At 59.8% G+C, this 14,889-nt stretch carries 8 protein-coding genes; 5 read left to right on the plus strand and 3 right to left on the minus strand.

The genetic code is table 11. The features are described 5' to 3' along the window. Positions 1 to 245: 245 nt before the first annotated feature. A complete protein-coding gene (locus JNK74_27730; GenBank protein ID MBL7649982.1) occupies positions 246 to 452 on the minus strand; it encodes a hypothetical protein in 207 nt (68 codons plus the stop codon). 237 nt (positions 453 to 689) lie between these two features. On the opposite strand from JNK74_27730, the gene JNK74_27735 reads away from it, so the two are divergent. After that, positions 690 to 1,529, plus strand: a complete 840-nt coding sequence (locus JNK74_27735; GenBank protein MBL7649983.1) for a DUF3800 domain-containing protein — start codon at positions 690 to 692, stop codon at positions 1,527 to 1,529. Between the two features lie 873 nt (positions 1,530 to 2,402). Next, complete coding sequence (locus JNK74_27740) at positions 2,403 to 2,999, plus strand: type IV toxin-antitoxin system AbiEi family antitoxin domain-containing protein (GenBank protein MBL7649984.1); 597 nt, start codon at positions 2,403 to 2,405, stop codon at positions 2,997 to 2,999. 86 nt (positions 3,000 to 3,085) lie between these two features. Here JNK74_27740 and JNK74_27745 read toward each other — a convergent pair whose 3' ends face one another. Further along, entirely contained in the window at positions 3,086 to 3,931 is an 846-nt protein-coding gene (locus JNK74_27745) for a Dam family site-specific DNA-(adenine-N6)-methyltransferase (protein ID MBL7649985.1), read from the minus strand. 643 nt (positions 3,932 to 4,574) lie between these two features. After that, a complete protein-coding gene (locus JNK74_27750) occupies positions 4,575 to 4,814 on the minus strand; it encodes a hypothetical protein (protein ID MBL7649986.1) in 240 nt (79 codons plus the stop codon). A 1,461-nt stretch (positions 4,815 to 6,275) separates the two neighbouring features. Between JNK74_27750 and JNK74_27755 the strand changes: the two genes are divergently transcribed. From JNK74_27755 to JNK74_27765, 3 genes are all read left to right on the plus strand, one after another. Continuing rightward, positions 6,276 to 7,073 (plus strand): hypothetical protein, encoded by a 798-nt coding sequence (locus JNK74_27755; protein ID MBL7649987.1) that lies wholly within the window; start codon positions 6,276 to 6,278, stop codon positions 7,071 to 7,073. A 16-nt stretch (positions 7,074 to 7,089) separates the two neighbouring features. After that, the gene (locus JNK74_27760) at positions 7,090 to 7,653 is read left to right on the plus strand and encodes a metal-dependent hydrolase (GenBank protein ID MBL7649988.1); all 564 of its coding nucleotides are present in this window, start codon (positions 7,090 to 7,092) and stop codon (positions 7,651 to 7,653) included. A gap of 343 nt (positions 7,654 to 7,996) precedes the next feature. Then, positions 7,997 to 14,650 carry a carboxypeptidase-like regulatory domain-containing protein gene (locus JNK74_27765; protein MBL7649989.1) on the plus strand — a complete coding sequence of 2,218 codons (6,654 nt, stop codon included), beginning with the start codon at positions 7,997 to 7,999 and terminating at the stop codon, positions 14,648 to 14,650. Positions 14,651 to 14,889: the final 239 nt, after the last annotated feature.

Here is a 14,889-nt window from a genome sequence, read left to right on the forward strand (position 1 = left end):
AGCGGCAACACGGCCGGGCCGAAGGCCCGCACCAAGGAGGGACGGCGCGGGGCCTCCCGCGCAAAGCGGACGGTGATCGGTCCACCGTCTGCGTGCGCCAGAGACACTACCGGGCCACAGGCCCGGACCATGTTGGGGTGGTGTGGGGTGCCCGCGCAGGGTGGGCGGTGATCGGTCCACCGTCCGTGCGCCATAGACACGGCCGGGCCGCAGGCCCGGACCATTTGGGGCGCTGGTAGCCTTCGTCAGTTCAGGTGAAGCTGAGGAAAGCCCCGGTCGCGTTTCTCCTGCTCCAGGGCGTGCATCAAGCGAAAGGCCTCAACGGGCTGGAGCATCCAGAGACTCTCCAGCGACTGCCGGGCCCGCGCCAGGCGCAGTCCTTCGGCCAAGTCCAGGTGAAGTTGAAAAAGCATCGTGGCGATGTAGGCCAATTGCGCGGGCGTGGGATTCATGGAGATACCTCAGAAGGGTTGCTAATGGGCACAGAATCTCCCACACGGCACGATCTTTGTCGAGGGGCAACCAGGGAGAACTTCGGACGTCCGAAGTTCTACGGGGATTTGCTGGTGGCACCAGATCTGCATCAGGGGGCTGGAGGACCGCATATTTTTGCAGTTGAACGTTGACAACGAACCGTTGACAATGGTGGTCGCTTTGCTGGGTGTTGAGTCCGTTGAAAGGTCGCAAATATGGCTGGAGAAAGCGAGAGCGAATTCGAAGACCTCGACGTCATCCATTATTTCGTGGATGAGGCCGGTGACCCCGTGCTTTTCGATGGGAAAGGCCGGGTCCGCGTGGGGACGGAGGGCTGCTCAAAGTGTTTCATCGTAGGGAAGCTCGAAGTGAACGATCCCGACGGCCTGAGCGACAAGCTGGAGGCGCTCCGGGCGGAATTGCTGGCGGACCCTTACTTCAAGCGGGTGCCCTCTTTCCAGCCTGAGTGGAAGAAGACCTCGGTTATGTTTCACGCAAAGGACGATGTTCCCGAAGTGCGCCAGGCCGTATTCAAACTTCTGCGCGAGGCCGACCTTCGCTTCTATGCGGTGGTGCGCGACAAGAGCGCGCTGGTGAAGGCCGTCCACGTGCGCAATGCCCAGGAACCGGGCTACCGATACAATCAGGACGAGCAGTACGACAGCCTGATAAGTGACCTCTTCCGGCATTTTCACGGGACTGCGGATATAGCGAAGGTGTGCTTCGCGCGTCGGTCGAAGAAGAATCGGACGGCCGCCCTGTTTACCGCGCTGGAGAATGCCCGGGCAGAGTTTCAGCGAAGTTTCCGGTTTCCCATGCCGGGGAGATTCGAAATCGATTGCAGCAAGCGGGCGGAACGGGCGGGCCTGCAGGCGGTGGATTACTGCCTCTGGGCACTGCAACGGCACTACGAAAAGGGCGAGTCGCGCTATCTGGAGTATCTCTGGCCCCAAGTTGGAGAGATACACTCCTTGGACGAAATCGCGGAGGGTCGGGTCGGGGTCCTGTACGGACAACGGCGACCCATGGCGTGGGATACGGGTGAGCAGGCATAGAAAAAAGCCGTGGATATAGGATGCGTTCCCTCGGGAACGCACCACGCGGCGTGGAGCCGAATTTCATCCACCAGCAAGTTGATTATGCCTCAATGTCATAATTTTTTCAACATAGGCGTCATAACACACCAATACACAGCCTTGGAAACTCTCTCCAATTCGGGCCCCGACGAGAAATTAGAAAAGCCGTGGGAGGCGATGCGCGCCCGTCGGCGGAGCACCTGCGGCAAGGGATCAAGATTTCCTTTCTTGCGCTGCCCTCCCGTATCTTTCCATGAATCGGAGCCTTGCATACACACAGCAGGAACGGGGCGTGGAAACCACGCCCCGTTCAGGGAATTCTTTCACTTGCTCACGCCGCGCGAAGACTCCGATCCGAAGCCTGAACTCCGAAAATCTCCGTCGGCGAAGACGCTACTTTCCCGGGGGCGACTTGCCTTTGCCACTTCCGGCGACGTTGTAGCTAATCGTGGACTCCGCCTGCGTCGCGACATAGGCTACGCTGAGTGCCGTTACGCCAAGCAGCATCAGCACGATGGCTTTTTTCATAGGGTCTTTGCTCCTGTGTTTGGACAACCCGTTCACAACCCATTGCCGCGCCAAACGGCGCATGGAGGAGAACCTGAGTACCCAAATCCCGCCCTGGCAGGTCTCACTTGCTTGGAAAGGATAAAGCACCCAAAAAAAAATGCAAGATAAATGCCAAGGGGCCGGCTGAATTTAGAGACCAGTTTCCGCAGTAACGCGAAAGGAGCGCAAAACTTCGGACGTCCGAAGTTTTAAGAAGGCAATTTCCCGCGCTTGACGAACGTGGCCGATGTGGCTCATATTGGAGAATAATATTTACTTTATTCTTTGAGAGGCATCGCCCCTGTGGAGCACATCACCGACAAGATATTGGAGACCGCGCGGCGGCAATCCGTCTTTCGCGCGCGCGACATTCGCGACGTGCGTGATCCGAGATCCACGCTCCGGCGTATGGTTCAGCGCGGCGAGCTCGTGCAGCCCGGGCGAGGACTCTATGGACTGCCGGACGGGGAGCTGAGCATGAGCCACACGTTCGTCGAAGCCAACCGACGCTATCCCGGCGGTGTGATTTGTCTTGTCTCCGCGCTCGTCTTTCATGGCATTGGCACGCAGATGCCTCATGAGACCTGGATGATGCGGCGCGACCGAAAAATGCCACCGAGTGATGAGGCCATCCGTTTCGTCTACTGCACGGGGCCTCACTTCGAGCACGGCGCAGAAGAGCACCTGATCGAGGGCGTTTCGGTACGCATCTACCACCCGGCGAGAACAATTGCCGACTGCTTCAAGTACCGAAACAAGATCGGGCTGGATGTCGCCATCGAGGCGCTCCGCGAAGGCTGGCGGGCAAAGCGATTCACGATGGACGAACTCTGGGCCGCGGCCAAGGTATGCCGCGTGCAGCGGATCATACAGCCCTACCTCGAAATGCTGGTCCAGTGAGCAAGGCGACGGGTAGGACACACGAGGAGCCTCTTTCAGTTTGAGCAGCTCTTCGGACATCCGAAGTCTCCCAAGCACATCACCAATCACTCGCGCCCCTGAACATTCCTCAACGCCAGCAGCTCCCGCGCGGGTGTCCGGTCACCGTTGGCGCTGATGCGTCTTGGCGCGTGAAGCAGTACGATGCGAAAGCCGAGATCCTGGTAGAGGGCTCGCACCCGTTCCGTGTCGTGGTTCGAGAGCACCACGGGACCGGGATGGCGCACGAGCCACTGGGCGAGGCGCACCTGATCGTCCCATGCGAAACCGTCGGCACCGTATTGGGTGAAGGCGGCGTCGTAGGGCGGATCGGCGTAGATGAAATCGTCGGCGTCCAGGGGCAGGTAGCCGAAGTCGGCGGACGTGAAACGCCACGGGGTGAACTCGCGCCGATGGGCTTCGAAGGAGTCGGCATAGCGGATGCCACGATAGCGACCAAAGGGGACATTGAACGCGCCCTTGCGGTTGAAGCGACAGAGGCCGTTGAAGCCGGTGCGATTGAGGTAATAGAACAGGGACGCCGCCTCGCGAGAGCACACGTCGCCCCGGGCGATGAGCTGATTGAAGCGTTCGCGATGGCGGTAGTAGGTCGCTGGGTCGTTCGCCATGTCGAGGGTGATATGGAGCCCGCGCTGAACCCACTCGTAGAAGTTGATGAGGTGCGGGTTCGTATCGTTCAGGAGAGCTTCACGGGGGCGCAGGCCCAAGGCAACGGCCAAGCCGCCGCAGAAGGGCTCCACGAGGCGACGGTGCCGGTGGCCGGCATAAAGCGCGGCAAGATCGGGCACGAGCCAGCGCTTGCCCCCCAGCCATTTCAGGAGCGGCGGCAGGCTCGGCGCTGCTGCTGCAGGGTGAGCTTCGGAGGTTCGGGGCTTCGGCGTGGATCGGGACATGGGCCCTGGGTAGCACGCACGCAGCCCTGCGACAACGGGAAAAATTTCCCCTGGAGTTTCGGGACCTTGTGGTACACTACAAGCACGACAGTTGAATCCGTTCCTTCACTCCCTCGTTGCCAGGAGAAAAAACACGGCAGCCTGCGCTTCGCTCTCACGTAGCCTTTTTCGGTTAGTCAATTACGATTTATTAACTAGAAAAGGAGACGCATATGAGTACAAAAAGCGCAGAACATGTGATCATTATAGTTGGTCACGGAAATTCCGGGGGCTTCGGCTCCTGGTGGGATCGGTTGATGGTAGCACTGATATCCAGTATGGCCGGGTTTTCGGTCGGTATCGGACTAATTCAGTATCTCCGTTAAATCGATTCCGGAGTTTTGAGCCGCACCCCCGGGTGCGGCTCTTTTTGCATTGTGCCGACCTATATGATCTGAAAGACCGCAGCCAGCACGGCGAGCAGCAGCCCGAGAACAAATCCAACAACGATATCTCTCAAGAGTTGTTTGCGATATTCCTTTTCGTATGGGTACATGATTCCTCCTTAGCAAAATTAATTTCCCTGGTCCAGCAGGGAAAGTCCACGAGAGCGCCCGAAGGCGCGAGAAAAGCCGAGCGGCTCAAGGCCGCCCGGCAAGGGTTGTTAAGCGGTTTCTTCGACCTCGGCCGGATTCAGAATCCAGTCGAAGGCTTTGTCCGCCAGCTTGGCCACCAGGGGCAAATCATCGCGACGAAAGCCGTCGGTCGTTTTCCAGTCATCCCCGTCCTTGTAGATCCGGGACAGGTTGACGTTGTAGAAGACGCCCGAGTCGGTTGTGTTGGCCCAAATAACCGCTTTGACGGCGCCAATGCGGATTTCGTGTGCTGGTCTGTTCTTTTCCATGATGTTTTCTCCTATGAGAAGGTTTATAACGGGTGTGCACACCACGGACGGGTTATGGCGAAGTCCAGGAGGAACGTGCGCTTTGCGCAGGTAGGTCCTTGACGAGGCCGGGCCCGGTAGTACCGCGCAGCGGGTGCCCCCGAATAAACCGACAGGGGAAAACCGGAAAAGAGACCCGCCACGAAATCCCATCAGGCAGAGCAATGCGTGAACGGCCCACCCGACCGACTCAGGCGGACACACAGCAACCCCCGGCAATACATCGGGGAGAACCGGAAAACACCACCAAGGCATACCGCGATGCCCAAGGGGCCAAGCCAGGACATCCGCCGAAGATGAAGCACACCGGACCAAGAGAACACCGCAGCAACACGCCAGGCGGCCTTGAGCCGCTCGGCTTGCGTTGGCGACTAACGCCACCGCCACGACGATTCGTGAGAATGCAGCACGGATCGTTGTGGCGCCAAGGAAAGTGACAGGAGCAGCCACCGAAGCGAACCGTCACGAAGTGACACCGAATACGTAGGCCGTGCATTTACGTCTATTTTTGATAGTTATCCCCATAAATGCAACATAAGATATATTATCAGACGCTGGAGGGGGTGGTAAAAATCCCCCACTTTGCTCGCGTCCCGGGCGCAGCATCTGGCAGGATTCTGCCGCTCCGATTCCACTCAACTTGCCGCGGTTGTATTCTTGCTGCACCAGACGGCTGATCGGTCCATGCCGCAATCGCGCACTCACTACATGCTGCTCTCACATCCGTTACCCAGTGCGCGCCCGAACTGAGTCATCACGACCGAGGATTCATCGGTTGGAAAATCGCGAAACTCGACTGTGTCCTTTCACATTCCTCGGCGTGGCTTACGCAAAACTTCAAGCCACGCCGAAGGTTGCACTCGGGCGGTTGGCGATGATCCGGAAGTCACACGAAACAATCCACGGCTATGTAGCGAAACCGCTGAGCAGTCTGAGTGCAATACACGATGGCCAATGATGCAATCGCCACCTAAGGGGAAAACAGATCGGCTGATCTCCCCCACTCTCATCAGCAATCTTCGGACGTCCGAAGTTTGTCCTGCATGGCAGCCGGGCCCGTGCCGAGGACTGAGCTACAAGCCCTGCACCGTGGAGAACCACCAGCCCATCCCGTCGTACGGTGCAAGAACATTCCTCCGGATTTTCCGCGAGGACGTTTGAACGGCCCTGAGGGAAGCCGGGCATGTACTCCCCCACGCCAATCACAAAACTTCGGACGTCCGAAGTTTGCCTTTCGCCGGCCCCCTTCGAATTCCAGCAACGGCTCCCACAGGAAATCGGAGCGCCCTCGCACCGCCCTCTCCCCCACGCTCGCTGTTGCCCGATTGCATCGCCCCAACCACCTTGGCTACCATGCCCCGGGCTGAGGGAAAGTAGCGGTATCTGCACGTGCAAGTATGACCCAGAGGAAACCTACCGCCCATGTATCAAAAGCACTCCAAGCCCTCATACCTGCCGCTACGCCATACCATCAGTACGGCCCTCCTCCTGCTGGCACCGTCCGCCAGCGCCTGCATGCCCGCCCTCACCATCGTTATCCCGATCCTGGGTTCTGCGGGCTTCGGGGCCGTGGCCACGGGCGTTCTCTGGACGCTGCCCGTCGTGATCGCCCTCAAGGCGGCGCTCTTCGGACGTCTGGCGGGCTATGGCGCTCTTCGGGCGGCGGGTGATATGGTCCTGGGCAATTTCGTCTCCTCCCTGCCCGGCGTGTTCATAACCGCCGGCGTCCTGGTGGCCAACGGCTTCTTCCCTTTCGTCGGCACCTTCGTCGCATGCGGATTTGCCGCTTGGATCGTGGGACGCAAGGCCGCGCGCGTCTTCACCGCAGAGGCAGGCGAACTTCGCGGCATCTTTGCGGAGCCGAAGCGGCTGGAAATCGCCCTCTTCCTAGCCCTGTTCCTCGCCACCGTCGCCGCCATGTTCTCCCATGGAATGAGCTTCAATAGTGTGGACCGCTTCCCCCCTCTTTACTGGCTCCTCAAGTACACGGCCACCTTCCTGGGCCTGCTTGCATCCATCTTGATCACCGTTGTCTTCGAAGCCGCCGTCATCTTTCGTCGCGCCCGAAAGCGAGGCGCGGCACCGGACCAGCGCCTGCTCAACGCCATCATCAATACCAACCTCTGGACCTTCCTCATCGCCTCCATCATCGGCGCGGCCCTGCGCCTGCCCGATCGCCTCCGGGACCCGAGCTTCCTCGATTACGCCCTCTTTCAATAATTCGAAGGACAATCTCATGAGTCCCATTACCCACTTCCTCAGCGGTTGGCTGCTGGCCAACACCGTCCCCATGGAGCGCCGTGACCGCGCGCTTGTAACACTCAGCGCCGTGGTTCCAGATGTCGACGGACTGGGAATCGTCGCAGAAATTCTTACCAGAGGCTCAAAGCACCCGCTGCTCTGGTGGTCCGACTACCACCATGTGCTTCACAATGTCGGATTTGCGGTCGCCTGCGCCGGTTTGGCATTTGCAATTGGCAAGCGGCGCGGGAAGACGGCACTCCTGGTATTCGCGGGTTTTCATCTCCATCTGGCTGGCGACCTTATTGGCGCGCGCGGACCCGATGGCGACCAGTGGCCCATGCCTTACCTGCTGCCATTTTCCGATGCCTGGCAACTTACCTGGAGTGGCCAATGGGCGTTGAACGCCTGGCCCAATTTTCTTATTACCGGCGTAGCCCTTGCCGCAACGTTCGTCCTCGCGTACATCCGGGGCCATTCCCCTCTGGAGTTGATTTCCATCCGCGCGGACTCGGCGTTCGTGAGGACCGTGCGAAACCGATTCCGAGGCAGAGCGTAAGGCAGTCGGGAGGCCTCTCGAAACTTCGGACGTCCGAAGTTTTTCCCATCAATCACTCCGCAGGTGCGGTCCCATCTTTGACAGATCGAGCAAGTGGCGGGTACGATTGAGTCGTGGCGTGTAGCATCGGAGGGCTGCGAATTGCGAATGCGGTATGCAGTGCGCCAGTTTGATGATGCTGTACAGGCCATTTACGCGTTCCGTCATACCTGGGAGTGGGCGCGCAATCCGAGACTCGGATGGGGTGATCCAGATGGATAGACCAAGGCTGTTCCGTGAAAAGCCGCTAAATTGTCCCTCCAGAAACGTTATCCCCGCACGTCTGAATCAGGAAAGGACCATTGTGATCCGTTTCTCCAGTTTTTTGTCCCCAATACTTAGTTTACTATTACTACTTCTTTTTACACTGGCCACACCCGCGGCTGAAGAGGCCTACGAGGTATCCAGCATCGGGATCTTGAACCAGGGATTCGCCGGGCTGAACAAGGAAGCGTGGTTTACGGGAACCGCGAGCGGCGCTCAATCCTTGATCCGCTCGGGCGGCAACACACTAAATACGGTGCCGGCCACGAGTGGCGGCACCAACATTGCGGGATCGCCCAACTACCTGACGGTGGGCGGCACGAAGCTATTTTTCACGGCCGACCGAGATAGTTCGGGTCGCGAAATCTGGGTTTACACACCTTCCAACAGTTCGCTCCTTCGGGTGGAATCGAATGCGTGGGGCGCGGCAAACCCCGTGCAGCTCACTTGGGCTGATGGCGCGCTCTTTTACCGGGCATTTACCAAATCGAGCTCGGGTGACAGCGGCACCAACCGCCTCTTTGTGACCAACGGCGGTGGAGAATTCCCTACACCCTTCAATCAATCCAGCCACCCAGTCGATCCGGAGTACATTACGAAGGTTTCGCCCAACCAAGTGTTTTTCAGCGGGAAGACCGCCACGGCGGGACGTGAGCTCTGGCAAGCCCAGACGGGCGGCGTTATCATCGGGCACGACCTCGAGCCAGGAGCCGCGAATGGTTACCCGGGGCCCATGGCGGTCCTCGACAGCTACTACCTTACATTCGCGGGAACGCTTGCCCAATTCTCCGGGATCGGACGCGAGATGTTGGGCTACAACGGCGTGCAGTTTTACCAGCTCTCCGATCACAATACGAGTGGTCACTCCGATCCCGAAGAACCTACCCACGGCGGGGGCATGCGCGTGTACTACAGCGCGTGGGTCTCGTCCACCGGGGGACGGGAACTGTGCGAATTCACCGTTGGTGCCAGTAGCCCCGTCGTCCGGAGCACCACCAAGCGCGATCCCAAAGGTCTCGTTTATCACAACAGCAAACTCTGGTACAGCGGCCTGCGGAACGGGGAACGGATTCTGTACTATCAAAATGGCGCGACCGGAAACTACATTCTGGGGCTCAAGAACCCCTCTGATTTCACCCCGGCCGGTTCGTACATTTACTGCATCGCGGATGGGGCGGCAGGCACGCAACGGGTGTACAAGGTAAAGACCAGCGACTATTCCGTAACCCATATTCCCGCGCGCAGTCTGGAATATTCGTCGCCATCGCAACTCACCTACATTGAGGACGTTGGCGCCTCAGACTACGTGGAGGACCGGCTTTTCTTCCGTGCGAAGCGCACCGGTCGAACGACCTATTCTCTGTTTGCCACATCGAACGACAACACAGCGCCACAGGTCACAGAGGTCAAACGAAAGACGCCCACAACGGCGCTCACGAATCAGTCCTCGGTCCAATATACCGTCACCTTCAATCAATACGTCACCGGTCTGACCGCAAGCAATTTCTCTGTGGCCACTTCGGGTATTTCGGGTGCATCCGTAGCTTCCGTATCGCCAAGTGCGACATCGTTCGCAACTACCTATACCGTCACCGTGAATACGGGGTCCGGTTCGGGCTCCCTCCGATTGGATCTGAGCAATCTCTCTCCCACCGTCCACGATGGTGTCAACAATGCACTTGCGGCCACGTCCACGGGTGAGTCTTATGCCATCGACAAGACCCGGCCGAATGTCAGCGCAATCACCCTCCTGGATCCCCAGGAAACAAGCGGGCCGAATGTGCGGTTCTCCGTACAATTTACCGAACCCGTCTCCAATGTAGGCAGCGAAGATTTTTCCTTCACCAATGCCGGGGGCGTCAGTGCGGGCGTGGCCAGCGTAGTCTCCTCCGGCACGCCGCCGTCATCGACCTGGACAGTCATGGCAACGGTTGCGGGCAGTGGCCAAGTGCGGTTGCGCCTTCCCGCGGGCACGTCCATTCATGATCCGGCAGGCAACGTTTTTCAGAACGAGGCGCTGAGCGAGCCTTATATCGTCGATGGCGATGCCCCCTATGTCGCATCTGTCGGGGGGCGCACCGTTGAGGTGGTTCGAGGCACAGAGAGCGTAAGCTGGACCGTCACCTATGGTGGCGACCCGGTTGAGATCTCCCTCGACGAGGCGGACATCTTGCCCATTGCGACACCGGCCGACAGTTGCGCCGCACTCGATATTGTGGTCAGCGGAACGGGGACAGTGGAACGCACCGTAACCTTGAGCAATTTCACCGGTCGGGGCCAACTCGGATTCAACATTGTTCCTCCCGAAGGCACTGCGACGGCCACGGACAGCGCCGGCAATGGCGACACCATCGGATTCACCATGTCGCCGGCGGACTATGTACTGGTGGATAACCGCCAGGAGACTACCCTGGCCCTGACCGTCGCACCCCTCATCACGCGGCTGGGCCTGCAGGCCGCTATATCGGGCACGATCACGGGAGCCAGCAGTCCCGTCGCACCGGGCGAGATTACCTTCACCGTGGTTTCACGCCCGAACGACACCGTCGCTGTTCCGGAAACCGTGCTTACGCAATCCAACGGGCAGTTCAGTCGTCAGTTCCTCGCCGATGGCGCGGGCTATTGGACGGTTTCAGCACACTACGGCGGCGACGCGCAAAGTCTGCCTGCGGACAGCGCGCCCGTGGAACTGGTGGTGGAGAAGGCACAGCCGACGATAAGCGTGTCCCTGTCCGCGTCCGCAGTACCGGCAGGTTACGACGGCCTCTCCATCACGGCCTTTGTATCGGCACCATTGCCTGAGACCCTGATGGAACGCCTGGAGGGATTGCCACTTACACTGTTCTCGAAGACACCGAGCGACAATGCTGGCCCGAATCTGACCCGAACCGTGACGCTGGTGGACGGCGACTACTTCGCCTCCTTCCTGCCAGGCGACTTGGAAACCGCAGGGTTCAACTTGCAGGAAGTGGGGACCTGGGAGTTCCGCGCAAGCCTCCCTCCTTCGGCGAATTTCTTGAATGCGACATCACCGGCGTACGGGCAGCCAGAAACGCCACGACTCACCGTGAAGGACGGTGCAGGCTACGCCATTATCGCCGTCGGCCGTCTGGATGATCAGGGCGAGGGACTCACCGAACACCGCAAGACCGCCGACTTCGTTTATCGCGTCTTCCGGGAACGCGGGTTCGCGCACGAAGACATCCTCTACCTTCGCGAGGGACCGAATTTGCCGAGTCCCGATGTTTTCGTGGACGATACGACACCTTCCAAGGCAGACCTTCAATCCGCCATCACGACATGGGCCGTGGAACGGCAGGTTCAGGCACCCGCTCCGCTCTATCTTGTACTCCTCGATCACGGTAACCCGGGCAAATTCTACATGCATGCGGGCGTCGCGGGACAGGCGGCGGAAGTAAGCGCCACCGAACTCGATGGCTATCTGGACACCATGGGCACGACCCTCACGGCCCAGGGCGAATCCGTTCCCTTGACCACACTCTTCTATGGCGCCTGCTATTCGGGCAGCTTCGTCCCCGTGCTATCCGATACGAATCGAATCCTCATTGGCAGCAGCAGCGCCACCCAGGTATCCCATCGGGGCACCATCGATCCGACAGATGGTATTCGCGACGGCGAACTCTTCATAACCGAGCTGTTTCGGGGTATCCGGCGCGGCCAGACCCTTGCCGTGGCCTTTGAGCGGGCGAATACCACTATCGCTGAGTATACGGCGGAAGAGAGTAATTCCGACGGCACACACTCGGTGCCTCAGACGCCCGTGCTGGATGACAACGGCGACGGATTACCCGCCGATGGATCGCTCTCCCTGGCAACGGGCGAGGATGGCGCACTGGCAGGCGTTCACGTGTTGGGATTTGGCATCTCCAATCCAGCGCCGCCCATCAATTGGCTTACCGTCACACCGCCCTTCTCGCTGGCCGCCGGGGAACCCGTGGGGCGGATCGAAGCGCGTCCGGACGCCACACCGGAACCCGAAGACCAGGCGTGGATCGAGATCAAGAGTCCGTCCTACAGCGAATCCATTCCGGCGGATCCCAACCTCGCCGACCTGCAACGCGTGGTGGAGCTGCCTGCCGTGGACGCAACGGGTTTCGACGCCGAAAACGGGGTCTTCTACTGGGAGGCTCTTGATTCCCACCTCACGATGCCCGGAACCTACCGAATCTACTACTACGTTAGAGACAGCGCCAGTGGCGAGATCAGCACCTATCTGGTGACCACTATCCGCGTCAATCAAGAAGGGAACGCCGCGCCTCCGGCGCCATCGCTCGACTATCCCAGCGAGGGGGCCACAACCGGAAAATCGGTGCTCTTCTCCTGGCAAGAGTCCATTGACCCCGACGGCGATCAGGTCTCCTATCGTCTGGAAATCTCTGCGGCCCCGGAATTCAGTGGCGAATCAATCACCGTCAACGAGGTGACCAACACCTTTGTGGTGGTCGATGAGGCGGCTGGCATTGAGGATCTGAGCACCTACTTCTGGCGGGTCACCGCGATCGATGAGTTCGGCTTGGAAAGCGCGCCGAGCGAGGCCGCAACCTTCCATGTCGACCAGAATAATAGCGAGACCAGCAACTTTATTCACGGAAACGTGACCTCCGCCACGACCGGCCAGGCCATTGTCGGTGCCCGAGTTTTCATAGATGGCAGCGATCCGACCATCGAGGATACGACCGTTCACGAGGGGGCTTACAGGCTGCTCGATGTCCTGAGTGGCACCCATACGCTAGTGATTGAGGCCGCTGGATACGAGAGCAAGTCGATACAAGCCCGGGTCAGAGACCAGCGTGTCGAGAAACACATCCAGTTGACCCCGTTGCGCCCCGTGCTGGCCGTATCTCCCGCCCTGCGCTCGATCTCGGAACTCGGCGGAACGGTACAATTCTACATCGAGAACAACGGAACCGGAACACTGAATTGGCAGGTGCAGCAACCCGCAGCGCCCTGGGTCGCCGTCGAAACCGCCACATCGGGGATCAATGATGCAACCCTGCGGATTCTCGTGGATCCGAACACCACACCCGAAGCCCGAACGGCCAGCATTGTCGTTGGCGCCGGTTCCATATCTGGAAGTCCGGCGACGCTGACCGTGTCACAGGCCGCGAGCCCTCGACCCGTACTTGACGTTGCGCCCCGAAGCAAGGAGGTATCGTATGAAGGCGGCGCGACTACCTTCGGCATATCGAATACAGGCGGAAGTTCCCTGCGTTGGAGTGTGGAGATCCTCGCGGGCGGCCACTGGCTGGCGATCGATACTCCGCTGCCCGTCGAGGGCCCTGGCAACCTGAACCTGAGTTTCCTCGAAAATACTTCGATGGAAGCTCGCACCGCCAACCTGCGGCTGAGCGCCGAAGACGCGCTGGGTACGGTGGATATCAGCGTAACCCAGGGGGCGACGCCGAGACCCGTGATCGACGCAACACCCATCAGCCGCGTGGTCGATTACCAGGCGGGAGAGGTGACTTTCGGCATTGCCAATGGCGGTGGCGGCCTCCTTCGCTGGAATGCGGAAGTCGTCACCGGGGGGGAGTGGCTGGAGCTCGTGACGCCTGTGCCCGTGGATGGCGCAGGGGAGCTGTCCCTTCGCTTCTCGGAGAACACCGGGCGCGAGCGTCGAAACGGCACGATTCGTTTAAGCGCCGAGAATGCGGCCGAGACCTTGGACATCACCATGGCCCAGGCCGCACCAACACCCTACTTGGTGGCCAGCCCCGCGAGTACGAAAGTTTCCGCTCAGGGCGGCACGATTTACTTCGGCATACAGAACATCGGAACAGGCACCCTGGACTGGAGCGTGAGCCAAGCGCCCAACGCGGATTGGGCCCATCTGACAGGCGGGGATGCCGGTATCGATGAAGGCGTGATCACTATCCAGTGCGACAATAACCCCACAGTGCAGCCACGTGTCACAACTCTCGTCGTAAGCAGTGAAGGTGCCTTGGGCAGCCCCAGAACCCTGCAGATTACCCAGGCGGCAGGTTCCGTTGCCGAGGGTGAGGGCGAAGGCGAAGGTGAGGGTGAGGGTGAGGGTGAGGGTGAGGGTGAAGGCGAGGGTGAAGGCGAGGGTGAAGGCGAGGGTGAAGGGGAAGGTGAGGGCGAAGGCGAGGGTGAGGGTGAGGGTGAGGGTGAGGGTGAGGGTGAGGGTGAGGGTGAGGGTGAGGGTGAAGGTGAGGGGGAGGGTGAGGGTGAGGGTGAAGGCGAAGGTGAGGGTGAGGGTGAGGGTGAAGGCGAGGGTGAGGGTGAAGGCGAGGGTGAAGGTGAAGGCGAGGGCGAGGGCGAGGGCGAGGGTGAGGGTGAGGGGGAGGGTGAGGGGGAGGGTGAGGGTGAGGGTGAGGGGGAGGGCGAAGGCGAAGGTGAAGGTGAAGGCGAAGGCGAACCCGAAGAGATATTGCTGGACAACTTTGATGAACTAGACATCAATGAAGATGGTTTCTTGAGTTTCAGTGAGGCCCAAGCCAGGATTGCCGGGCTTACGCAAGGCGAATTTGACGCCCTGGACACGAACGAAGATGGCTTGCTGAGCAAGGACGAGCTCGACAAAACACCGCCGGTTAACCCCGGAGGGTGCCCTGCATCGAAGTTGGCCCTGCCCCGACTTGGCGACCTTTTCCTCCTGGGCATTGCGCTCGTTGTGCTTCTGGGCACCAGTGCGCTGGGCAGGAGAATCTGAGATAGCGCGGGAGCTCCCAGCCAGGACATATTGCGTGACGCCTCGTGGGAGGTTGCGGCTCCCGATTGACCACATTCCCGAGTCGTGGGCCAATCGGCGGGTGGCTCGGGGACCGTCCCCCGCATTTTAGGACGCGAGACGTCCCACGCCGTGAGTCGGCCATGAAAACGCGGGACGGTCCCGAATGGCACTAACTTAAGGGTGCCTTGTACTGATTTCTATGAGGTGTCTCCTTGAAT

The organism is Candidatus Hydrogenedentota bacterium (assembly GCA_016791475.1).
Classification (GTDB): Bacteria; Hydrogenedentota; Hydrogenedentia; order Hydrogenedentales; family JAEUWI01; genus JAEUWI01.